The organism is Micromonospora sp. NBC_00860 (assembly GCF_045207375.1).
Lineage (GTDB): Bacteria > Actinomycetota > Actinomycetes > Mycobacteriales > Micromonosporaceae > Micromonospora > Micromonospora vinacea.
Genome location: NZ_CP108825.1, coordinates 6,189,141 through 6,211,544, shown reverse-complemented (window position 1 = coordinate 6,211,544; position 22,404 = coordinate 6,189,141). Strand labels below are relative to the sequence as shown.

Genomic DNA, 22,404 nt, shown 5'->3' with positions numbered 1-22,404 from the left:
CGGGACGAACCAGGTCGGCAGCCGCTGTCGGTCGGTGGCCGCTGGTGAAGCCCGCAGCCCGGCCAGCGGATCGAACCTCAGACCACGCAAGCGACCGGACGGCGCATCGCACCAGGGATCGGTGTGTCACCGCGAGCGTGATGACTCTCAGGCATCAATATGACTCAGAGGCATCACGGTCATTCGGCCATGGCCCTCCGCCGAGCGGACCGCGCCGCAGCCGGGCGACTCCAAGGCCCCGGACGGCCGGAGGGCCAAGGTGAGCCGGCCACACCTGCCAATGCGGCCGCTGTAGCGGTGTCGGGGCTGCTGGTTTACCTGGCCACGATGATGGCGGAGGCCGGTGATCAGCTCGCCCGGCTCGGCGGACGACCCGCCGATCTGCACGAGCGCTTCCTTGGTTGGGCGAGGGTCCGGGGCGGCACAATGTTTCACGTGAATCATGAGCCGGGTGCCGAGATCCACCACACCGATCCGTTCGCGGTGCCGACCGGGCAGCGGTCACCGGTACGCCGGCTGCGTGGTCGCCTCGCCGCACCGGTGACCCTCTGGACGGCGCCCGGTCCGGCCGGGCTGACCGTCTCGTCGACCCTGGTGGCCGAGGGGGAACCGGACCGGCTGCTCGGGCTGATCGACCCGGAGTCCGACCTCTGGGCGGCCGTCGAGGAGTCGGGTCGGTTCGCTGTCACGCCGCTCGGCCCGCCGCACCGGCAACTCGCCGACCGGTTCGCCGGCCTCTTCCCCGCCCCGGGCGGGCTCTTCGCCACCGGCGCGTGGGTCGAGACGCCGTACGGGCCGGTCCCGGGGGACGCCGGCGGCTGGGCCGGGTGCCGGCTGGACACCGCCCGGGAGTACGGCTGGGGCCTGCTGGTCGAGGCCACCATCGAGGCGGTCGACCTGGCCGAGGAGGCCGTTCCGCTGCTGCACTACCGCGGTCGCTATCACGAGCTGCCGGCCTGAACTGCCGCCTCGCCCGGAGGCGACCGATCATCGCAGTGACCTGAGTCACTTGGCGCAGCCAGCCAACCGCTCGGCGCACTCGCCGACCGGCGTCGATCTCAGCCTTCCCTGCCGGGGAGTGCGCTCTTTACGGTGCGCGAAACTCCTCTGACGCCTGTGAAGGTGGTGATCCACAGATGTCCACGGACACACCCGCTCCGGCCGCTTCCCAGTCGGACAAGTACCTGGCCGTACAACGGTCGGACGAGTTCGCCGGGCTGCGGCGTGCGCTGCGCGGCTTCGTCTTCCCGATGACCGTCGCGTTCTTCCTGTGGTATGCGCTCTACGTCATTCTCTCCGCGTACGCCCGGGACTTCATGGGCACGAAGCTGTTCGGCAGCAACATCAACGTCGCACTGGTCTTCGGCCTGCTCCAGTTCGTCTCCACGTTCCTGATCGCCTGGCTCTACTCGCGGTACGCGGACCGCAAGATCGACCCCGTCGCGGACCGGATCCGCGCCGAGATCGGGGAGGTGACCCATGAGCAAGGTCCTCGCGGTTGAGACGTTCCTCGCGGCTGAGGCGGGCAATCACACCGCCCGCAACCTGACCATCACGCTCTTCCTGGTCTTCGTGGCGGTGACCCTGGGCATCACCATCTGGGCCAGCCGGCAGACCAAGACGGCGACCGACTTCTACGCTGGTGGCCGGTCCTTCTCCGGCTTCCAGAACGGCATGGCGATCGGCGGCGACTACATGTCGGCCGCCTCGTTCCTCGGTATCGCCGGCATCATCGCGCTGTACGGCTACGACGGCTTCCTCTACTCGATCGGCTTCCTGGTCGCCTGGCTGGTGGCCCTGCTGCTGGTCGCCGAGCTGCTGCGGAACTCGGGCCGGTACACGATGGCGGACGTGCTGGCCTTCCGGATGCGCCAGCGTCCGGTGCGGACGGCGGCGGCGGTCTCCACCATCACGGTGTCGATCTTCTACCTGCTCGCGCAGATGGTGGGCGCCGGCGCGCTGGTCGCGCTGCTGCTCGGTATCCGGCCGGGGACGACCTTCCTCGGCATGGACGCTGACACCGCGAAGGTGGCCACCATCATCATGGTCGGCGCACTAATGATCATCTACGTCACCGTGGGTGGCATGAAGGGCACCACCTACGTGCAGATCGTCAAGGCGTTCCTGCTCATGGGCGGCGCGCTGCTGATGACCATCCTGGTGCTGGCGAAGTTCAACTTCAACCTGTCGGAGCTGCTGGGCCAGGCGGCCGCGGCATCCGGCAAGGGCAACGCGTTCCTCGAACCCGGGTTGCGGTACGGCGTCGAGGTGGCCGGCAACTCGACACAGACCTTCTACAACAAGGTCGACCTGCTGTCCCTGGGCATCGCCCTGGTGCTCGGCACCGCCGGTCTGCCGCACATCCTGATCCGCTTCTACACGGTGCCGACCGCGAAGGCGGCCCGCAAGAGCGTGCTCTGGGCGATCGGCATCATCGGCACCTTCTACCTGCTCACCCTGGCCCTCGGCTTCGGTGCGGCGGCGCTGGTCGGCAGCCAGGCGATCACGGCACAGGACAAGGCCGGCAACACCGCCGCGCCGCAGCTGGCCGAAGCGCTCGGCCTCGACTTCTTCGGCGGCGAACTCGGTGGGGCAGCCCTGCTGGCGATCATCGCGGCGGTCGCCTTCGCCACCATCCTCGCGGTGGTCGCCGGGTTGACACTGGCCTCGTCGTCCAGCCTGGCGCACGACTTCTACGCGAACGTGCTGAAGAAGGGTGAGGCGTCGGAGCGGCAGGAGGTACGGGTCGCCCGGATCTCCGCGCTGGCGATCGGTGCGGTGTCGATCGCCCTGTCGATCTTCGCGCAGAACCTCAACGTGGCGTTCCTGGTGGCGCTGGCCTTCGCGGTCGCCGCCTCGGGCAACCTGCCGGCGATCCTCTACAGCCTCTTCTGGCGGCGGTTCAACACGTCCGGCGCGGTGTGGGCGATCTACGGCGGGCTGCTCTCGGCTGTACTGCTGGTGTTCTTCTCGCCGGTGGTCTCCGGTGCGGCGACCTCGATGTTCCCGAACCACGACTGGCAGTGGTTCCCACTGTCCAACCCGGGCATCCTCTCCATCCCGTTCGGTTTCCTCTGCGGGTGGATCGGCACCGTCATCTCCAAGGAGCACGACGAGGACAAGTACGCGGAGCTGGAGGTGCGCGCCCTCACCGGCGCCGGCGCCCACTGACAGCGCCACCTCTGCAGAGGGGTCCCCTGTTGACGCGCGACGTCAACAGGGGACCCCTTCCGCGAATTCGGCTGTCGGTAGGCTGAGCGGTATGAAGGTTGCTGAGCGCTTTGGTTCCGGTCACCGCGTCCTCGTCACCGGCGGAGCTGGCTTCGTCCCGTCGCACCTGGTGGATGCCCTGATCGCCCGAGGTTGCACAGTGGTGGCGCTGGACAACTTCGTGACCGGCTCCAAGGAGAACGTCGCCCACCTGCTGGACCGGCCGACCTTCACCCTCGTCGAGGCGGACATCTCCGACGGCCTGCCGACCCACCACCCGGCGCTCACCGAGCGGTTCGACGCGATCCTGCACATGGCCTCTCCGGCCAGCCCCACCGACTTCGCGCAGCTGCCGGTGGAGATCCTCCGGGTCGGCTCGGTGGGCACCCTGCACCTGCTGGAGCGCGCGGTCGCCGACGGCGCCCGGTTCCTGATGGCCTCCACCTCCGAGGCGTACGGGGACCCGAAGGAGCACCCGCAGCGGGAGACCTACTGGGGCAACGTCAACCCGATCGGGGTCCGCAGCGTCTACGACGAGGCCAAGCGCTTCTCCGAGGCCGCGACGATGGCGTACCACCGCTACCGCGGGCTCGACGCGGCGATCGTCCGGATCTTCAACACGTACGGCCCGCGGATGCGTCCGGACGACGGCCGCGCCATCCCCACCTTCATCTCCCAGGCGCTGCGCGGCGAGCCGATCACCGTGCACGGCACTGGCAACCAGACCCGGTCCATCTGCTTCGTCGAGGACCTGGTGCGCGGCATCCTGCTGCTGCTCGACTCGACCGAGACGGGCCCGGTCAACTGCGGCACCGAGCACGAGCTGACCATGCGGCAACTCGCCGAGTTGATCGTGTCGCTCTCCGACAGCACCTCGAAGGTGACCTATGTCACCCGCAGCTCGGATGACCCGGAGATGCGCCGGCCGGATCTCACCCTCGCTCGTGAACTGCTCGGATACGAGCCGTCGGTGGCGCCCGAAGATGGCCTGCGACGCACGATCGAGTACTTCCGGACGCGGCTAGGGTAACCAGTTCCCTCGCGTAGGCCAGCCGCTGAGTGTCGCCTGAAGGCGGCAGTGGCTCTCGCTACGTACCCTGAGTTACATGTCCGCGACCTCGTCTGCCGGCGTCCCGCATCCGTACCTGCACCGCAGCGCCGGGCGCGCGTCGGTGCCTGGCCCCGACCGGGGCGCCTCCGGGCGTGCCCGTCCGACCGAGGCACGCTTCTACCCGTCGTACGACGAGGAGGAGCCTCGCTCCGGCGGCCCGGCGGGGCCGACCGGGCCCGGCGGCCCGGGTGGCGCCGGTGGGCCGGGGCGGCGCGGGCCGCGACCGCGCTGGGGCCGGATCGCCCTGGTGGCCGGGGCCGCGGTGCTGGTGCTGGCGCTGCTCGGCAGCGTCGGCGCCTGGCTGTACGCCCGCAACCTCAACAGTGACCTGGCCCGCACCGACCCGTTCGCGGAGATCACCGGTGGCCGGCCGGCGAAGACAGTCGATGGCGCGCTGAACATCCTGCTGGTCGGCAGCGACTCGCGGGACCCGGACGCTCCGGTCGACAGCAAAAGTCAGTGGCGTGCCGACACGATCATCGTCATGCACATCCCAGCCGACCACCAGGAGGCATACCTGGTCTCCATCCCGCGGGACCTGTACGTGCCGATCCCGGAGAGCGCCGGCGCGGACTGCGGCTCCGGCTCCCGCGCGAAGATCAACGCAGCGTTCGCGTTCGGTGGGCTGCCGCTGGCGGTACGCACCGTCGAGTGCTTCACCGATGTTCGGATCGACCACGTGATGGCGATCGACTTCGGCGGTTTCAAGGAGGTCACCGACGCCCTCGGCGGGGTGGACCTGAAGGTCGAGCGGACCGTCACCTCGATCCACAAGCCGTACCGGACGTTCACCAAGGGCACCAACCACATGGACGGCGCGGAGGCGCTGGACTGGATCCGGCAGCGCAAGCAGTTCCCGGACGGGGACTTCGCCCGGATGCGGCACCAGCAGGAGTTCCTTCGGGCATTGATGGACAAGGCGGCCAGCACCGGCACGCTGGCGAACCCGAAGAAGTTGAACGACTTCTTGAAGTCGGTGACCGCGGCCGTAACCGTCGACCAGTCTTTCTCGGTTACAGACATGGCGCTGCAGTTCCGTAACCTGCGCGGCCAGAACCTCACCTTTGTGACCAGCCCGAACTCGGGCAGCGACACGATCAACGGCGAGTCGGTGGTGGTATCGGACCGGGAGAAGGCCCTCGCGATGTACCAGGCCATGTCGGCGGACACGATGGCCGACTGGGTCAAGGCCAACCCGCCGAAGAGCAACGACGGCGGCTGACCCCGGTCCGACGGGCACCAGCCGTTCGGGTCATCGAGCGGCGACGATCGACTGAGTCGGTGAAATTCGACGTCCGGATTGACCCGGGATGAACTCGCCAAGTCGATTTGATGTACGTACAGTGGTGCCGCCCCCTCCTGATCACGAGCTGGAGCACGAATGCCGGTTCAGGCCAGTCGTCGCCCTTCTTCCTCCGGGTCCGCCGCCCCCAGCGGTCGAGTCGCCGCGGCCATACCAGCGCAGGCACGCCCCTCGGGTGGCGGGCCGGGCTCGCGTCCGCCCGGCGGCGGTGGTGGTGGCGGTGGGGACCGCCCGGGTGGCGGTGGGTCGAAGAAGCGGACCAAGCGCAAGGACCCGCTCTGGGCCAGGCTGACAGTGGTCTTCGGTGCCGTGCTGATGCTGAGCAGCGGCGTGGCCATCGTCGGCAGCAAGGCGCTGATCGGGCAGGCGACCGGGGGCATCGCGAAGGGCAACCTGCTGGGTGATGCCGGCAAGTCCGACGCCGAGGGCGGCGCCAGCCTGGACGGCCCGATCGACATGCTGCTGCTCGGTGTGGACGCGCGGGAGCGCTGGGCTGCCGACGACGTCCGCTCGGACAGCATCATCATCCTGCACATTCCGGCCACGCACGACCAGGCGTACCTGATCTCGATCCCCCGGGACACCGAGGCGCAGATCCCTCCGTTCAAGAAGAGCGGCTACGGCGGCGGCAGCGGCAAGATCAATGCCGCGTTCCAGGCCGGTGCCGCCAACGGCGGCGGCTGGGAGGGTGGCGCCCAGTTGATGGCGCAGACGATCAAGCGGCTCACCGGGATCAGCTTCGACGGCGCGGCGATCATCAACTTCGGTGGCTTCAAGAACGTCATCGACACCCTGGGCACTGTGCGGATCTGTGTCAGCCAGGAGGTCAAGTCGCTGCACATGTCGTACGTCGACGGCAAGCCGATGTGGAACGCGGACGCCAAGAAGACCGGCAAGGAGCGCACTCCGGTGGTGCACAAGAAGGGCTGCCAGGAGATGGAGGGTTGGGCCGCGCTCGACTACTCCCGCCAGCGCAAGTCCCTCAAGAACGGCGACTACGACCGGCAGGCGAACCAGCAGCAGCTGATCAAGGCGATGGCCAAGAAGGCCACCGAGGGCGGGATGTTGTCCAACCCGGCCAAGATGAACAACCTGATCAAGGCGGCGGGCAAGGCGTTCGTGCTGGACACCGGCGGCGTGCCGATCGAGGACTTCATCTTCACCATGCGCGGGGTCACCGGCAACGAACTGACCATGCTCAAGACCAACAACGGCACCTTCCACGCCAACGACAACAACACCGAGGGCTTGAGCGAAGAGACGATGGCGATGTTCCAGGCCGTCAAGCAGGACAAGCTCGCCGAGTTCGTCTTCACCCACCCCGAGGTGATCTCCACCCGCAAGTAGGGCCGGTAGTCGGGGAAACTCAGCGACGACCTCGTCACCGCCCGTAGCCTGACGTGAGCAGGGTTCACGTATCGGCTGCGGGGAGGCGGTCACGTCCAGGTGGGGACGGAACGCAGCGGGTCGGGCCGGAGCGGCCCCGCCCGCCCGGTCACCTCGCGCCCGTGGGCCGCGGATCCTGCTCGGTGTCGGCCTGGTGCTCGTCCTGCTGGCGGGGTTCGCCGTGGCCGGTCTCAAGATGCTCAGCCACCGGTACGACCGCACGGTGACCAAGGAGCAACTGCTCGACGCCGACGCCCGCACCGACCGCACCGACCTGGACGGGCCGCTCAACTACCTCCTGGTCGGCTCCGACCGACGCCCGGGCGACAGTGGCCCGGACCAACGCTCGGACACCATCCTCATCGTGCACGTCCCCGCCGGTCAGCGGGAGGCGTACCTGGTCTCTATCCCGCGCGACCTGCTGGTCGCCATCCCGCCCGCGAACGGCTTCGGCGGCGGCCAAGACAAGATCAATGCGGCGTACGAGCACGGCGGCGGCGGACAGGCCGGCGCCCAACTGCTCTCCGCCACCCTGAACCGACTCACCGGAATCCGGTTCGACGGTGCCGCGCTGATCGACTTCTCCGGCTTCCGGAAGGTCATCGACCTGCTCGGTGGGGTGGAGATGTGCGTGGACACCGAGGTCCGCTCGATCCACACCAACCGTGTCTTCTCCACCGGCTGCCACCAGATGGACGGGGCGCAGGCACTGGACTACGTCCGACAGCGCTACGACCTGCCCGGCGGGGACTACGACAGGCAGCACCACCAGCAGCAGTTGCTCAGGGCGATGCTGGACAGCGCCGGCAGGGCGGACCTGCGGAGCAACCCCGTCAAACTGGACCAGGTGCTCCGGGCGGTCGGCGGCTCGTTGACAGTCGACACCAACGGCGTACCCCTGGAGGACCTGCTCCTCGCGCTGCGCGCGCTGCCGCCAGACGGCATGCGCGGCGTCCAGGTGCCCTCCTCGCCGCAGACCATCGACGAGGTCTCGTACGTGGTGCTGGACAACGGGGGCAACGGGCTCTTCGAGGCGCTTCGCGGCACGCGGGTGCCGGCCTGGGCGCAGGCCAACCCGCGCTGGGTGACCCGGTTGTGACAGTGCCGACGGCCCGGTCGGTGCCGAACCGGGCCATGAGGATCTAGTGTTGCTTCCTGTGTTCGGACCCCAGGTTCCCACCGTGCCCGTGACCGAGATCGCCGACGAGACCTACCTGCTGGATGTGCGGGAGGACGACGAGTGGGCGGCCGGCCACGCGCCCACCGCTCACCACCTGCCGATGATGGAGCTGCCGGCCCGGCTGGCCGAGGTGCCCACCGACCGGGAGGTGGCGGTCGTCTGCCGTTCCGGCGGGCGCTCCGCCCAGGTCGTCGCCTACCTGATCAACAACGGCTGGGAGCAGGTGCGCAACGCCGACGGCGGGATGCGCCAGTGGGCTGCTGTCGGCCGACCGGTGGTCGACGCGAACGGGCAGCCCGGCCAGGTCATCTGAGGCCGGCGGAATGGGCGGGCCACTGGTCTTCGCGCACCGCGGCGCCTCGTACGACCTACCCGAGCACACCCTCGCCGCGTACCTGCGCGCCCTTGACGAGGGTGCCGACGGCCTGGAGTGCGACGTCCGGCTGACCCGGGACGGGCACCTGGTCTGCGTGCACGACCGACGACTCGACCGCACCAGCAACGGTCGCGGTCTGGTCAGCGCGCGTACGCTCGCCGAGCTGGACGCCCTGGACTTCGGCTCGTGGCACCCGGGCAGCGCGCCGAACGGCGACCTGCCGCCGGACGAGTCGCACACCCGGCTGCTGACCCTGGCCCGGCTCCTGGACGCGGTGCTCGCCGCCGGGCGGCCGGTCCGGCTGCTGGTGGAGACGAAGCACCCGTCCCGCTACGGCTCGAACGTGGAACGGCGCCTGGTCAGCCTGCTGCGCCGGTACGGGCTGGCCGACCCCGCGCCGGACGACCCGGTGCAGGTGACAGTCATGTCGTTCTCCCCGCTGGCGGTCCGTCGGGTGCGCGAGCTGGCCCCGACGCTGCCCACCGTGCTGTTGCTGGAGGTGTTGCCGCGCTGGCTGCGGTTGGGTCGGCTGCCGTTCGGCACGCGGATCGCCGGGCCGGGCATCGGCCTGGTCCGGGCCCGCCCGCAGTTGCTGCCCGCACTGCGCGCGGCCGGCAACCAGGTGTACGTCTGGACGGTCAACGAACCGACCGACCTGGAGCTGGTGCTGGCCGCCGGGGTGGACGGGATCATCACCGACCGGCCGGCGTACGCCCTCGCCCGGCTGGACCGCTGACCCCATCCGCCGGGCGGGGGTGCCCAAAACCCTGTCGGCGGGGCAGACTCGGCACATGCCGGAGCGAATCGACTTCCCCGCTCTCATCGCCGGCCACACCGTAGTGATCGAGATGATCAACTCGGGGGACGCGGGCCTGCCGGTCCTCACCCAACTGCTCCGGGTGACCCAGCCGGCGCTCGGCGCGACCGGAATGGCGTTCGTCGAGTTCGGTCCGACAGGTGGTCGCGTGATCGCCGCGACCGGCGTCGCGGAGTGGGCCCTCGGCCGACCGCTGGCGGTCGACGACCCGGACACCGTCTGCCTGCTCTCCGGGCCACGGGTGCGTCAGGTGCGGGTGGGTGACCTCAACGGCAAGCTGGCCGGTGAACTGGCCGGCAGCGGGCTGCGCCGGATGGTGGTCTCCCGGGCCGAGATCGGCGGTCACACAGTCGGCAGCCTGCACGCGCTCTATCCGGGCGACGACGAGCCGGGCGCCGAGCAGCAGGGGGTGGTCGCCTACCTCGCGTCCTGCGTCGGGCACATGTACGGCGACCAGAGTGGCCTGCCGGTGCACGGCGACGGCCCGGTGGTGGCGGCCCTCGCCGACGGGCTGGCCGTCGTCGACCGGGACGGGCGCGTCCGGCTCTGGAACCCGGCCGCCGCCCAGGTCACCGGCCGGACGGTCGAGCAGGCGCTGAGCCGCCCGTTGCCGTTCCCGCTGCCACCCTCCGGGCAGGTCCGGGACCATCGGATGCCGGACGGCCGCTGGCTGCGGATCACCTCCGGCGATCTGCCCGGCCCGGGCACGTTGCGGGTGGTCACCTTCCGCGACATCACCGACCAGCAGCGCCGCGACCACGACAGGGAACTGTTCGTCGCGGTGACCAGCCACGAGCTGCGCACCCCGGTCACCGTCATCAAGGGGTACGCGGACACCCTCACCGACCACTGGGAGTCGCTGACCGACGTCGATCGACGGCAGGCGGCCCGGGTGATCGGGCAACGCGCCAACGAACTGGCCCGGCTGGTCGACCGTCTGCTCAGCTCGGCGGCCGAGGTGGGGCCGGGCGACGACCCGCCCACCCCGTTCGACCTCGGTGAGGCGCTGCGCTCCGCCGTCGTGGACCTGCCGGCGGAGCTGCGCCGCCGGCTGGTGCTCCGCCTCCCGGGCGATCTACCCAAGGCGCTCGGCCACCGGCCCAGCCTGGCCACCGTGCTGACCGAGTTGACGACAAACGCCGGTAAGTACTCGGCACCGGATTCGCCCATCGAGATCACCGCCTGCGGCGACGGCCAACTGGTGGCGTTCCGGGTCAGCGACCAGGGCATCGGCATCCGACCGGAGCACGTGGAACGGGCATTCGACCGGTTCTGGCAGGGCGAGTCCGGCGACCGTCGCGGCTACCCGGGGGCCGGGCTCGGCCTCTATCTCGTCCGCCGGATCGTTGAACAGCAGAATGGATGGGTATCCCTACGTCCGAGGACCGGCGGCGGTACGGTCGCAGAGGTGCGGCTACCGCGCGGTTGACAGGGGTGGCGCGACGTGGAGGCGACGGTGGCAGCGGCAGCGGCAGCGAGGGATCGAGCCTGGTGCGTGGTGGTTCCCCACCACCCGGGCGGGGCACGGCTGGCCCGACACCGGCTCGCCGCCGAGCTGACGGACGTCGTACCCCCGACGCTCCTCGCGGACCTGATCGCGGTGCTCGCGGAGCTGGTGGGCAACGCGGTGCGGCACGCCCGGCCGCTGCCCGGCGGCGTGATCCGGGTCGCCTGGCGGCTGCGGCCCTCGGCCGACGGCGCACAGATCCAGCTTCGGGTCACCGACGGCGGCGGCGCGAGCACCGGGCCACGACTCCGGACGGCCAGCCCGGACGCCGCGGACGGGCGTGGCCTGCACATCGTGGCCGGCCTGGCCACCCGGTGGGGCGTCGAGCAGGACGGCATGGGCCAGCGCGTCTGGGCGGAGTTCGACGGGGTGCCGGCACCCCGACCCGACCTGGTGCCGGCCGGCTGAGGACGGCTCGGGCGGGTCCCGACCACGGCGTGCCGCTCGGGGCTCTAGGCTGTGACGCCGTGAGCAAGCGTCGAAAGAGCCAGCGCACCGCCGCCGAGACCACCCCCCGTCGGGACAAGGTGCGGGACGTCTTCGTGCCGCGTCCGTTCGACGGGCTGGTCGACGAGTCCGAGTGGATCGCGCTGCGCGAGTTGGTGCCCGCCGCCTCCGCCCCGCTGCGGCTGGCGCCCGCCCTGGTCGAGGAGTTCGGTGACCGGGCGGCGACGCTCGCCACGGTGCTGCCGATGGCCGCCCCGGCGATCACCAAGCCGGACGGTCGGGTGCTCATCGGTCTCCAGCGCCACCAGCAGTCCGGCGACGTCTCCCGGGACCTGGCCGACGCGTTGCTCAGCGCGCTGCGCGCCGAGCCGGGTGGTCAGGTTTCCGTGGCGCCACTGCCCGGCCCCGGGCCCCGGCTGCAGGACATCCTCGTGGACGGTCCGCTGGACATCACCATGCACGACGGTTTCGACTTCTGGCTCGACCCAGGGGCCGCCGACGATCCGACCGTCCAGGCGTCGCTGGAGCGGGCGAACGCGGCCATCTACCCGACGGTGCGGCTGACCGCGGCGAAGGCCGCGTACTGGTGTCAGGTCCCGGAGAAGGCCCACGTGCGTTGGGTCCTGCCGGATGACGAGGACGCCGCCCTGGACGCCCTGGCCCGCCTCGGCGCGGCCGGCACGCTGACGCTCGGCGAGCAGACCAAGTTCGCCGGCATGTTCCGCGCGCACGGCCGACTCGTGCCGGTCTGGGACCTGCCGGAGGACACCCCGGCGGCCGAGTGGGAGGAGCCGGTGGCGCAGTTCGCCAAGCGGTACGCGGAGGCGCTCACCGTCACCGACCCACTCGACGCCGCCGGCCGCCGGGCCCGTCAGGGTCTGCTCGGCCGCCAGCTCACCCTGCGCTGACCCGGACGCTGTCGTCCCGCTCGGCCGGGTGACGGGCCGGTCGTCGCGCGTTTCAGCCGGCGACGGGCAGCGGGTCGCGGGTGATCGGGCAGGACATGCAGCGCGGTCCGCCGCGACCGGAGCCCAACTCGGAGCCGGCGATCGGGATCACCTCGATGCCGGCCCGCTCCAGTTGGGCGTTGGTCTCGGTGTTGCGCTCGTACCCGACGCAGAGCCGGGGGGCCAGGGCGAGGGTGTTGTTGCCGTCGTCCCACTGCTCGCGTTCCGCGGTGACCGGGTCCAGCCCGGTGTCGATGACCCGGAGCAGGTCGAGGTCCATCGCGTCGGCGGCGGCCCGCAGGAACGGTGCCGGCCCGTCCACCCGCGGGTCCTCGCCGTCAGCGCCGGCGATCACCGTGTACGCGGAGAGCGCGCTCGCGATGTTGGGATACATCAGCACGGCGTCCACGTCGACCATCGTGCACACGGTGTCCAGGTGCATGGTGGCGCGCTTCTGGGCGATCGGCACCACCAGGATGGTGTGGGCCAGGCCGGCGGCGAAGACCTGCCGGCCGAGGCGTTCGGCGCCGGCCGGGGTCGTCCGCTCGCCCACCCCGACCGCCAGCACCCCGGGTGCGAGCAGCAGCACGTCCCCGCCCTCCAGGTGCTCGAGGGTGGGGCGGTAGACGAACTCGGTGCCGGCGAACCGGGGGTGGTGGCGGTAGATGGCGTCGGTCAGGGTGGTCTCGCGGCGGCGGGCCGGCATGGCCAGGCTGGTGACACCGACCCGGTCGCCGATCCACAGCGACGAGTCGCGGGTGAACAGCAGGTTGGGCAACGGGTCGATGACGAAGTCGTGGCGGTCCATCAGCGTGTAGACCAAGCCGCCCGGGCGCTCCGAGCTGATCCGCAACTCCTCGTGGGCCAGCCCGGCGGTGAGCACGTCGGCCAGGGCGGCCGGGTCCAGGTAGGAGAGGTGGTCCGCCACGCGGGCCCGCAGGGTGTCACCGAGCCGTCGGGAGCGCAGCACCTGCTCGGTGAGTTCGGCCCGGGCGTCCGCGACGGCAAGCGTCTCGGCCAGCAGGGTGGCCAGGTAGAGCACCTCGACGCCGCGCTCGCGCAGGGCGGCGGCGAACGCGTCGTGCTCCTCCTGGGCGCGTCCCACCCAGGGGATCGCGTCGAACAGGAGCGAGTCGTTGTTGCGGGGGGTGAGCCGGGCCAGTTCGGGGCCGGGTCGGTGCAGCAGTACGGTGCCGAGCCGCCCGACTTCGCTGTCGACGTAGTGGGTCACTCCCGCAGCGTAGGGCAGTGTTTAGCGGCATCCGAGAAAAGAACTGTGGATGAATATGGCATTCATCCACAGTCACTCCGGCGCTCCGGCTTGCCGAACACCGGTACTGGCAACGTAGGGTAGTGAGGACATAACTTCGAGGGACCTTTTGCCGGAGGTCGCGATGACTGTCTTTCCCGCACGACGAGCCGTACCGTCCGCTCGGGCACTGCCGCCCGTCGCGGTGCCTCACCCCCGCGTCGAGGCGCCGGGGGTTCTCGAACCGGCCCGTCCGACACCACTCGAATGGGCCCGCCGCCGTCGGGCCGAGCGGGGTGCACGCCGCCTGGAGGCGGCCGGGGCACGGGCGTTGGGCCAACTCGACCATCTCGGGCCCGCCTGGCACGTCATCGAGTGGCCGCGCACCGACGTGACAGACGTCCTCGACCGCGGTCAGGACGACCGGGCCGGGTTCCTCGCCATCGGGCCGAGCGGCCTCTTCGCCGTGACCATCGCGGACCACGGCCGGGCCAGGGTGCTCGTCGCCGGCGACGTGGTGCAGATCAACGGCAAGCGGCCCCCGTACGTGGCCGAGTCCCGCCGGGACGCCAAGCGGGCCAGCAAGGCCCTTTCCGAGGCGGTGGGGCTACCGGTTCCGGTGACGCCGGTGCTGACCTTCGTCGGCTCCGGCGTGATCAGCGTCTACGGCCTTCCGAAGGACTGTCTGATGGCCACCCACCGGGAACTCGACCGGCTGCTCGTGGCCGGTGGCAGCCGGATCAGCCCCGCGACCGCCGAGAAGCTTTCCCGGGTCGCACAGCACCCCGGGACCTGGCTGAACGGCACGTACCGTCCAACAGCCGACTACCGGTGGTACGACGAGGGCCGAACGGCCGCTGACAAGCCGGCCCACCGCCGGTAACGTCACCGGCGACGCCACGCGGCTCCGGTCCCCCCGTACACCTCACCGGTCTCCGCGCCGTCACCGGTCGCCTCGGCTCACGCTGCGCGCCCCGGTGACCCGGTGCGCTCGGTGATTCCGTCGGCGACCCGCTAGCGTGGACAGTCGATCGGTGCACATAGGAGGCGCGGTGGCCCACGTCGAACTTTCGCTCTCGGAAGCGTTCGTGCCGGCGGCGCGGGCCTCGACAGAGCCGGAGTCCGACAACGTCGGCCAATGGTCGTCGACAGTCTCCCGGGCCGACGAGCCGTGTCTGCTGATCGACGCCGACACCCGGGTGGTGGCGATCTCCACGGCCGGCTGCGAACTGCTCTGTCTCGGTGAGCCGGACAGGCTGATCGGGCGACCGCTGCTCGACGGCGGGCTCCGCCTGCTCGACTTCACCGCCAACCGGGGCGAGCTGACCGAAGCCGAGATCGACAAGATCCCGCCCCTGTTGGCGCTCTCCTCCGGCCGCCTCGCCCGTGGACTACTCCGGGTGCAGGCCGCCACGGCGAACAGCTCCGACGCGACAGTCGACGCGATCTCCACCCCGGTCCTCACCGACGGCACCGTCGCCGGCTCACTCACCTTCTTCTCCGAGGTCTGACCTGCGGCGGAGTGTGTCCTTCGCCGCAGGCGGCGTTGCCGGGGTGGGCCCACACGAAGGCCGTAGGGTGCCCTCATGCTCGATATCGCTCTGCTGCCGGGGGAATACGCTGTGTGCCGGTTGCCGGCCGGCACCACAGTGCCGTACGCGCTGTCGAGTGGGCTGCGCGGCGCGGACGTGGTGACGGTGAGCTGGACCTCCGACGGGATCTCCGTGATCTGCCCGGCCGACCGGGCACCTGCGCAGGCCGTGCTGGAAACGACCTGGCGCTGCCTCCGGGTCACCGCCCCGGTGGCGCTGGCCGCCACCGGCAGCCTGGCCGCGCTCGTCGACCCGCTCGCCGAGGCCCGGGTCAGCGCCGTCACCTTCTCCACGTTCGACACCGACTACCTGCTGGTGCCGACCGTCCGGCTCGCCGAGGGCACCGCCGCGCTCCAGCGCGCCGGGCATCGCGTCACCGGCTGACCTTCACCCGACCGGCCGCTCACCCTACGATGGGCTCGGCCACCCCCGGCCGCGACGAATTCTCCGATGTCCCGAGGATCGGCCCGTGCCGTTCACCCCACCCCGCCCCGCGCCCCTCGCACCGCGGGCGATCCACACCCCACCTGCGGCTCCCGGCCGGGCAGCCGACCGTCTTCCCACGCGGACCATCTCCCGAGTCCTGCCGATGGCGCTCGTCGTCACGGCGCTGGCCGGCTGTGGCGCCCCACCCGGGCTGGGGGAGCCAAACGGCGTACCCACCCACAGCGCGACCCCGACGACGCCCGGCCCGAGCACCACGCCGACGACCCCGCCGGCCACCGCGCCCTCTCCCGGCACGGTCACGCCCACCCCGGACGCCGGGTTGGTCGCGACGGCCTGCCGCAACGGGCCGACCGGCCAGCGGGTGCTGCAACTGTTGCGTGGCCAGGCCGGAGTGCTACCGGCGAACGTCCGGGTCCAGGTCCGCACCGGGCCACTCTGTGCCGCTGATTGGCAGTTCACGGTGCTGGCGGTGACCGGGCACGAGGAACTCCAGGTGGTCACCCGGGGCAAACCCACCGCCCCGGTGCTGGTCACCGCCGGCACGGACGTCTGCACCATCGAAGTACGCGCCACCAGCCCGGCCGGGATCCGCACCCTCGCCTGCGACGCCGGCCCGGCCATCGGGCCGGGTGCGTAGGCTGATCGGCATGCCGGGAACACCGCCGACACGTTTCGTCTTCCTCGGGCCGGAGGGCACCTTCGCCGAGCAGGCACTGCGCTCCGTACCCGCCGCCGAGCGCGGCACCCGTACGCCCGCCCGCAGCGTCGGAGAGGCGCTGGACAGCGTCCGCGCCGGCGACGCCGACGCCGCGCTGGTGCCACTGGAGAACTCGATCGGCGGCGCGGTGGGCGTCACGCTGGACGAGATGGCCGAGGGCGAGCCGTTGGTGATCACCCGGGAGGTGATCCTGTCGGTGGAGTTCGTGCTCGCCGCGCGGCCCGGCACCTCGCTGACGTCGATCCGCACCGTGGCGGCCCATCCACAGGCGTCCACCCAGTGCCGGGGCTGGCTGCGCGACCACCTGCCCGACGCCGTGGTGGTCGACGTGCTCTCCAACGGCGCGGCCGCCGCCGGTGCCGGCGCGGGTGAGTACGACGCGGCGATCTGCGCTCCGATCGGAGCCGCACGGCACCGACTCACCACACTTGCCGACAAGATCGCCGATCACCCTGACGCGGTGACCCGGTTCGCGCTGGTGTCCCGCCCCGGGCCGCCACCGCCGCCGACCGGTGACGACCTCACCTCGCTCGCCGTCTACATCGCCCACGACCGGGTCGGCGCGCTGCTGTCCGTGCTGATGGAGTTGGCCGTCCGGGGGGTCAACCTGACCCGGATCGAGTCCCGTCCGACCGGCGAGGCGCTGGGCCGGTACGTCTTCTTCCTGGACTGCACCGGTCACGTGGCCGACGTACGCCTGGGCGAGGCGTTGCAGGGGCTCCGGAGGGTCTGTGCCGACGTCCGCTTCCTGGGCTCCTATCCCCGGCACCGGTGGGCCGAGGCGGGCGAACGCCCGGTGCCCGCGCCGGCGGGCCTCTCCGACGTCGACTACGCCGACGCGGCGGCCTGGCTGGCCCGCCTGCGTACCGGTGAGTTGACCTGAGCGGGGCGGGGGCGCCCCCGAAGATCGGAGCGCCCCGCGCCACTGCCGATCAGCTCAGCAGACCGCCGAGCAGACCGCCCTCCTGCTGCTGCTGGCCGCTGCCCAGGACCGGCGGTTCCTCGGACGGCTGCACCACCACGAAGCCCTGACCGGCGAAGCTCATCGTGAACGACTCGCCGGTACGACGGCCGAGCAGTGTGCCGAGGCCGAGCTGCTCGGCCCGGTGGTAGCCGGTCTGGAGGTTCGCCGACCAGCAGACCGCGGCCTGCGGGTCGACGTACGTCGGGGCGTCCACGTTCAGCACGACCGGGGTGCCCTTGGTGGTGATGGCGATCCGCCCGTAGCCGCTGAACACACAGTTGAAGAGACCGGACGAGGACGCCATCCCGGCGCCGCCGACCATCCTGATGTCGTACTGGAGGGTGGAGTCGAAGGCGAGCACGCTGCTGCCGTTGATGGAGAGGGCGTCGCCCGGCTCCAGGTCGATGATGTGCACGTCCTTGGCCAGCTCGGCGAGGAAGACGTCACCCTGGCCGGAGACCTTCATCAGCGGGACGCCCTCGCCGGTGAGCTTCTGCTTGAGGAACTTGCCGAGCCCGCCTGAGCCCAGTGCCTGGAACTGCACGTTCCCCTGGTAGGCGACCATCGACCCGACCCGGGCCATCGCCTCGCCGTTGAGCTCGATCTTCAACATCTTGGAGTTCTGCAACCGCATGCCGGGCTGCGCGGACTCCTTCTCCAGATTCTCCGCGGAGAACAGCTCGCTGCGCATGAAAGGGCCTCCTGAATAGGGTCGCGTTCGCTGCACCGACGGTAGGCGACCTCGGCAAGCACCGGCCATCGACCGGGCGGCGCGGCGCGTTCGTGTGGCGCGGGCGGGCGTCGAGCGGCGGGGTTCAGCCCCAGCCGAGCGCGTGCAACCGCGCGTCGTCGATGCCGAAGTGGTGGGCGATCTCGTGCACCACTGTCACCGCCACCTCGTCGATGACGTCCTCGTCGTTGTCGCAGATCCGCAGGATCGGACGGCGATAGATGAAGATCCGGTCGGGCAGTACGCCGGAGTAGTCCCAACCGCGCTCGGTGAGCGCATGCCCCTCGTAGAGGCCGAGCAGGTCGACCTCGCCCGGTGGCGGGTCGTCCTCGACCAGGATCACCACGTTGTTCATCAGGCCGAGCAGTTCTTCGGGCACCTCGTCGAGGGCTTCGCCGACCAACTCCTCGAAGCGCTCACGGCTCATCTCCACCGGCACCTCGCCCATTGTGCCCGACGCGGGGGCACCCGGCCCGGTCCTGCTGGACGACCGGGGCCGTCACCCGCACATGCACGGAAGAAGCGACCACCCGGGACCGGGCGGAGGCTCCTTCCGTGGACGTACGGTCTGGGTCTGCCCGCTCAGGCGGCCAGGCGGGCGTTGAGGGTGATCTCGGCACCCGGCGAGAGCAGGCGGGAGATCGGGCAGTTGGCCTTGGCGGCCTCGGCGAGCTTCTGGAACTCGGCCTCGTCGATCCCCGGGACCTGGCCGACGGTCTCCAGCTCGATCCGGGTCACGGTCATGCCAGCGTCGGTCTTGTCCAGGTGCACCTTGGCGGTGGTCTCGACCGAGGTGGCCGTGGAGCCCGCGTCGGCAAGCCCCTTGGAGAACGCCATCGAGAAGCAGCCGGCGTGCGCTGCGGCGATCAGCTCCTCGGGGTTGGTGCCCTCACCCTCCTCGAAGCGCGACTTGAAGGAGTAGTTGCCGGACAGGCCGCCCTTACCGGTGCGGATGGTGCCCGCGCCCTCGGTGAGATTGCCCTGCCATTGTGCTGAAGCGGTACGGATAGGCATGAGGCAAACGCTAGCGGAAAGGCGACCGCCGAGCGACAGACCGGCGCGCTCGCCAGCCCTGCGATCCCTGTCACCACCAGCTTGCTGTGCCATGATGCGACCCAGGTCCGTGACCGGCGGAAGGGTGGCCGATGTCCGAGGAGCTTCCAATCCCGCGGCAGGGCGACCGGTCCGAGTCCCCGGCCGTGATCGAGTGGGGTGCCGTCGACCCGGCCCCGCGACGCCGCTTCGGTTGGTCCCTGGCCGACTTCGCGCGGGATCCGCGACTGCCTCTGCTGCTGGCCGGTCTGGGCGCGGTGGCCGCGATCGCCTCGCTGGTCGGTGAGTGGCTGGTGATGAGCCTGCCGAACGGCGGGCCCGAGGGGAACGCGACGATCGAGGTGCCCGCCGGGGTGTCCGAGGTCGGTGGCTTCGGGGTTGGCTACCTGGTTGGGCTCCTCGCCCTCGTCTGCGCCGTGGCGCTGGCGTTGCGCGGCACGGCGGCCGTGCGGCCGAACGCCCGGCTGGCCGGCCTCACAGTGGCCGGTGCCCTGCTGGCGCTGCTGGTGGCCGCCACCGCCTCTTTCGACAACCCCGGTCAGCGAAACTTCTTCTACTCGCCCCAGGATGGCTTCCAGGTCGAGTACGGCCGCGGGCTGGTGATGGCGTTCGCCGCCTGTGCGCTGTTCGCCGCCGCCCTGCGGCTGGCGCCCGCCGCACCCGCTGGCGCGTTCGCCGGGCCAGCAGACGACGACCGTCCCGCCGACGCCCCGGCAGCGCGCCTCTGGCGCCGCCGCCGAGACCACCACCCGGTCGAGGACGGCCTCCCGGCCCCAGCCGACCTGACGGTCACCCCAGCCGCCCCCTTCGCCCACCCCGACCCCCACTCCTGACCCCCCACCCCATACCGCGTCGATCTTGCGGTTGCTGTCCCGACACAGGGCGCATAAACCCGCAAAACGGCAACTGAAAGTGCAAGATCGCGCGGACGGTGGAGGACATCTTGTGGGTGCCCGGGGTTGGCGCCCGATTCGCCTGGAAGCCATGGATGCGACCCGTTCCGCGAGGTACGGTTGCTGCCCGCCGTCACGCCCGGGCCTCGGTTTCCTTGGCCGTGGCAGGTGCGACGGCGGCGGGCGAAGGAGGAACCATGACCCGCCCGGGACTGCCCAAGTTGATCGCGACCGACCTCGACGGGACGCTGGTCCGCAGCGATGACACCGTCTCCGCGTACACCCATGGGGTGCTCGACCGGGTGCGCGCCGCCGGGATTCCGGTGGTCGGCGCGACCGGACGCGGCCCTCGGTTGACCGAGTTGACCCGCAACGACATCCGCGCCGCCGACTTCCTGGTGATGGCCGGCGGTGGCCGGGTGGTCGATCAGAGCGACCCGACCGGCCCGGTGGTGCTGCGCGACGAGCGGCTGCCCGCCGAGGTGCTGGCCCGGCTCCTCGCCGACCTGGAGGCGGAGGTCGGCCCGCTGACCGTGATGGTCGAGGCGTCCGACGAGCACGACGCCCCGCTGTGGGGCGACTACCACGAGAACTGGCCCTACCAGGACCATTTCGAGGCGCGCACGCGCGACGAGTGCCTCGCCTGCGACGTGATCAAAGCGTTCGCCCGGACCGCCGACCACCACGTGGACGAGTTGCTGGCGGTGGCCCGCCGGATCGTCCCGCCGCAGGTCGCCACGCTCACCCAGGCCGGGCTCGGCTTCATCGAGATCTGCCCGCCCGGCGTCGACAAGGCGACCGGGCTGACAGTGGTGGCGCAGACCCTCGGGGTCGACCCGGCCGACGTGCTGGTCTTCGGTGACATGCCCAACGACCTGCCAATGTTCGAGTGGGCCGGCTGGTCGCGGGTGGCCGTGGCCAACGCGCACCCCACGCTGCGCGCCGTCGCCGACGAGGTGACCTTGCGCAACGACGACGACGGGGTGGCGGTGTACCTGGACCGGCTACTGTCCCGGTAATGGGAGACACGCCCCGCCTCATCGCCACCGACATCGACGGCACGCTGATCCGCGACGACCACACCGTCAGCCCTCGCACCGCCGACCTGCTCGCGCGGATCTCCGCGCGAGGCACGCCGGTCGTCCTGGTCACCGGCCGTCCGGTCCGCTGGCTCAAGATGGTGTACGACCAGCTCGCCCGACCGCTGCCGGCGGTCTGCGCCAACGGCGCCGTGGTCTACGACCCGTTCGAGGACGAGGTGGTGCGGGCGGACCCGCTCGCCCCGCACCACCTGGCCGAGGTGGCCCGGAGGCTACGGGCCGAGGTGCCCGGGATCAGCTTCGCTGTGGAGATCCTGGACAGCCGGGAGATGCGGCACGAGGCGCACTACCCGCTGCGCTGGGACGCCGACGCCAACGGCATCCGGCCGATCGCGACGCCGGAGGAGTTGCTCTCGGCGCCGGCCGTGAAGCTCCTCGCCCGAGCGGGCGAGCAGGACCCGGATGCCTTCGCCGAGCTGATCGCCACGGCGGTGGCGGGGTTGGCCGAGGCCACGCACTCGTCCTCCTCCGGGCTCGTGGAGATCTCCGCGGCCGGGGTGACCAAGGCGGCGGGGCTGGCCTGGTACTGCGACCAACTCGGGGTGGCCGCGGCGGACGTGCTGGCCTTCGGTGACATGCCCAACGACGTCCCGATGCTGACCTGGGCCGGTCGTGGCGTGGCGGTCGCCAACGCGCACCGCGCCGTCCTGGCGGTCGCCGACGACGTGACGACGGCGAACACCGAGGACGGCGTGGCGGCGTACCTGGAGAAGGTCTTCGGGGTGGACTGAGGTCAGAGGTACTGACCGGTGTTGTGACCCTCGCCGCCGCCCGGCTGGCCGATGCCCGGCATCCCGGGGACGACCCCGCCGGGGCCGCTGGGCAGCGCCTGCCGGCCGCCGCGCATCTGCTCCAGCTGCACCCGGGCGGCCATCTGCTGGGCCACCAGGGCCGCCTGGATGCCGTGGAACAGGCCCTCCAGCCAGCCGACGAGCTGGGCGTGCGCGATCCGCAGCTCGCCCTCACTCGGAGCCTTGTCCTCCGCGAAGGGCAGCGAGATGCGCTCCAGCTCGTCGCGCAGCTCGGGGGCGAGGCCCTCCTTGAGCTCGACGATCGACCGCTCGTGGATCTCCCGCATCCGGCTGCGGCTGGCGTCGTCGAGAGGTGCGGCCTTCACCTCCTCCAGCAACTGCTTGATCATGCTGCCGATCCGCATCACCTTGGCCGGCTGTTCGACCAGGCGGGTCGGGTCCTCACCCTGGCCCTCGTCGGTCTGCATCGTGCCGATCGGCCGGCCGTCCGGACCGACCACCACAACGGTGCCGGAGTGGCCGGAGTCGTCGGGGCCGGGCTCGTCGTTCTGTCCAGCGGAGCGCGCTTCGGTCATGGGGTCCATCTTTACCCAGCGGGCGCGAGCCATGCCGGCCGGGACCG

General features: G+C 71.1%; 25 protein-coding genes. 20 read left to right on the top strand and 5 right to left on the bottom strand.

From position 1 onward, the window contains the following. Positions 1–327: 327 nt before the first annotated feature. The 12 genes from OH804_RS28660 to OH804_RS28605 all read left to right on the top strand — a co-directional run bounded on the left by OH804_RS28660 (position 328) and on the right by OH804_RS28605 (position 12,245). Positions 328–960 carry a flavin reductase family protein gene (locus OH804_RS28660; protein WP_196924703.1) on the top strand — a complete coding sequence of 211 codons (633 nt, stop codon included), beginning with the start codon at positions 328–330 and terminating at the stop codon, positions 958–960. Between the two features lie 176 nt (positions 961–1,136). Next, positions 1,137–1,502 (top strand): DUF485 domain-containing protein, encoded by a 366-nt coding sequence (locus OH804_RS28655; protein ID WP_196920279.1) that lies wholly within the window; start codon positions 1,137–1,139, stop codon positions 1,500–1,502. Beyond that, positions 1,480–3,171: a cation acetate symporter gene (locus OH804_RS28650; protein WP_196920280.1), complete on the top strand. Its 1,692-nt coding sequence runs from the start codon at positions 1,480–1,482 to the stop codon at positions 3,169–3,171. The genes OH804_RS28655 and OH804_RS28650 overlap by 23 nt, the downstream gene beginning before the upstream one ends. A gap of 91 nt (positions 3,172–3,262) precedes the next feature. Then, on the top strand, positions 3,263–4,240 hold the full coding sequence (locus tag OH804_RS28645; protein WP_196920281.1) for an NAD-dependent epimerase/dehydratase family protein: 978 nt from the start codon (positions 3,263–3,265) through the stop codon (positions 4,238–4,240). Between the two features lie 76 nt (positions 4,241–4,316). Continuing rightward, a complete protein-coding gene (locus tag OH804_RS28640; RefSeq protein WP_196920282.1) occupies positions 4,317–5,543 on the top strand; it encodes an LCP family protein in 1,227 nt (408 codons plus the stop codon). Positions 5,544–5,702: 159 nt separating this feature from the next. Further along, positions 5,703–6,971, top strand: coding sequence for an LCP family protein (locus OH804_RS28635; RefSeq protein ID WP_406060656.1), 1,269 nt, complete (start codon positions 5,703–5,705; stop codon positions 6,969–6,971). A 235-nt stretch (positions 6,972–7,206) separates the two neighbouring features. Beyond that, on the top strand, positions 7,207–8,109 hold the full coding sequence (locus tag OH804_RS28630) for an LCP family protein (protein WP_196924704.1): 903 nt from the start codon (positions 7,207–7,209) through the stop codon (positions 8,107–8,109). A gap of 58 nt (positions 8,110–8,167) precedes the next feature. Further along, positions 8,168–8,503, top strand: coding sequence for a rhodanese-like domain-containing protein (locus OH804_RS28625; RefSeq protein WP_030487745.1), 336 nt, complete (start codon positions 8,168–8,170; stop codon positions 8,501–8,503). A 10-nt stretch (positions 8,504–8,513) separates the two neighbouring features. Further along, positions 8,514–9,302, top strand: a complete 789-nt coding sequence (locus OH804_RS28620) for a glycerophosphodiester phosphodiesterase family protein (protein WP_196920284.1) — start codon at positions 8,514–8,516, stop codon at positions 9,300–9,302. 55 nt (positions 9,303–9,357) lie between these two features. Continuing rightward, positions 9,358–10,812, top strand: coding sequence for an ATP-binding protein (locus OH804_RS28615; protein ID WP_406060654.1), 1,455 nt, complete (start codon positions 9,358–9,360; stop codon positions 10,810–10,812). 66 nt (positions 10,813–10,878) lie between these two features. Next, entirely contained in the window at positions 10,879–11,298 is a 420-nt protein-coding gene (locus tag OH804_RS28610; protein WP_406060652.1) for an ATP-binding protein, read from the top strand. A 59-nt stretch (positions 11,299–11,357) separates the two neighbouring features. Then, on the top strand, positions 11,358–12,245 hold the full coding sequence (locus tag OH804_RS28605; protein ID WP_196920287.1) for a DUF5926 family protein: 888 nt from the start codon (positions 11,358–11,360) through the stop codon (positions 12,243–12,245). A gap of 52 nt (positions 12,246–12,297) precedes the next feature. Here OH804_RS28605 and OH804_RS28600 read toward each other — a convergent pair whose 3' ends face one another. Then, positions 12,298–13,515 carry an arginine deiminase gene (locus OH804_RS28600; RefSeq protein WP_196920288.1) on the bottom strand — a complete coding sequence of 406 codons (1,218 nt, stop codon included), beginning with the start codon at positions 13,513–13,515 and terminating at the stop codon, positions 12,298–12,300. A gap of 163 nt (positions 13,516–13,678) precedes the next feature. Here OH804_RS28600 and OH804_RS28595 point away from each other — a divergent pair, with 163 nt between their 5' ends. The 5 genes from OH804_RS28595 (at position 13,679) to pheA (ending at position 17,173) form a co-directional block, all read left to right on the top strand. After that, positions 13,679–14,416: a hypothetical protein gene (locus tag OH804_RS28595; protein ID WP_196920289.1), complete on the top strand. Its 738-nt coding sequence runs from the start codon at positions 13,679–13,681 to the stop codon at positions 14,414–14,416. A gap of 169 nt (positions 14,417–14,585) precedes the next feature. Continuing rightward, on the top strand, positions 14,586–15,044 hold the full coding sequence (locus OH804_RS28590; RefSeq protein WP_196920290.1) for a hypothetical protein: 459 nt from the start codon (positions 14,586–14,588) through the stop codon (positions 15,042–15,044). 75 nt (positions 15,045–15,119) lie between these two features. After that, the gene (locus OH804_RS28585) at positions 15,120–15,509 is read left to right on the top strand and encodes an ACT domain-containing protein (protein ID WP_196920291.1); all 390 of its coding nucleotides are present in this window, start codon (positions 15,120–15,122) and stop codon (positions 15,507–15,509) included. A gap of 205 nt (positions 15,510–15,714) precedes the next feature. Then, entirely contained in the window at positions 15,715–16,209 is a 495-nt protein-coding gene (locus OH804_RS28580; protein ID WP_196920292.1) for a hypothetical protein, read from the top strand. A 10-nt stretch (positions 16,210–16,219) separates the two neighbouring features. Continuing rightward, complete coding sequence (pheA, locus tag OH804_RS28575; RefSeq protein ID WP_196920293.1) at positions 16,220–17,173, top strand: prephenate dehydratase; 954 nt, start codon at positions 16,220–16,222, stop codon at positions 17,171–17,173. 49 nt (positions 17,174–17,222) lie between these two features. Here pheA and OH804_RS28570 read toward each other — a convergent pair whose 3' ends face one another. From OH804_RS28570 to OH804_RS28560, 3 genes are all read right to left on the bottom strand, one after another. Next, a complete protein-coding gene (locus OH804_RS28570; RefSeq protein ID WP_196920294.1) occupies positions 17,223–17,945 on the bottom strand; it encodes an AIM24 family protein in 723 nt (240 codons plus the stop codon). Positions 17,946–18,069: 124 nt separating this feature from the next. Continuing rightward, entirely contained in the window at positions 18,070–18,417 is a 348-nt protein-coding gene (locus OH804_RS28565) for a metallopeptidase family protein (protein ID WP_196924705.1), read from the bottom strand. Positions 18,418–18,566: 149 nt separating this feature from the next. Continuing rightward, on the bottom strand, positions 18,567–18,998 hold the full coding sequence (locus OH804_RS28560) for an OsmC family protein (protein ID WP_196920295.1): 432 nt from the start codon (positions 18,996–18,998) through the stop codon (positions 18,567–18,569). A gap of 131 nt (positions 18,999–19,129) precedes the next feature. Between OH804_RS28560 and OH804_RS28555 the strand changes: the two genes are divergently transcribed. The 3 genes from OH804_RS28555 to OH804_RS28545 all read left to right on the top strand — a co-directional run bounded on the left by OH804_RS28555 (position 19,130) and on the right by OH804_RS28545 (position 21,761). Next, positions 19,130–19,870 carry a hypothetical protein gene (locus OH804_RS28555; RefSeq protein WP_406060648.1) on the top strand — a complete coding sequence of 247 codons (741 nt, stop codon included), beginning with the start codon at positions 19,130–19,132 and terminating at the stop codon, positions 19,868–19,870. A gap of 257 nt (positions 19,871–20,127) precedes the next feature. Beyond that, complete coding sequence (locus OH804_RS28550; protein ID WP_196920297.1) at positions 20,128–20,949, top strand: HAD family hydrolase; 822 nt, start codon at positions 20,128–20,130, stop codon at positions 20,947–20,949. Next, positions 20,949–21,761, top strand: a complete 813-nt coding sequence (locus OH804_RS28545) for an HAD family hydrolase (protein WP_196920298.1) — start codon at positions 20,949–20,951, stop codon at positions 21,759–21,761. The genes OH804_RS28550 and OH804_RS28545 overlap by 1 nt, the downstream gene beginning before the upstream one ends. A 2-nt stretch (positions 21,762–21,763) precedes the next feature. Here OH804_RS28545 and OH804_RS28540 read toward each other — a convergent pair whose 3' ends face one another. After that, complete coding sequence (locus tag OH804_RS28540; RefSeq protein ID WP_196920299.1) at positions 21,764–22,366, bottom strand: bacterial proteasome activator family protein; 603 nt, start codon at positions 22,364–22,366, stop codon at positions 21,764–21,766. Positions 22,367–22,404: the final 38 nt, after the last annotated feature.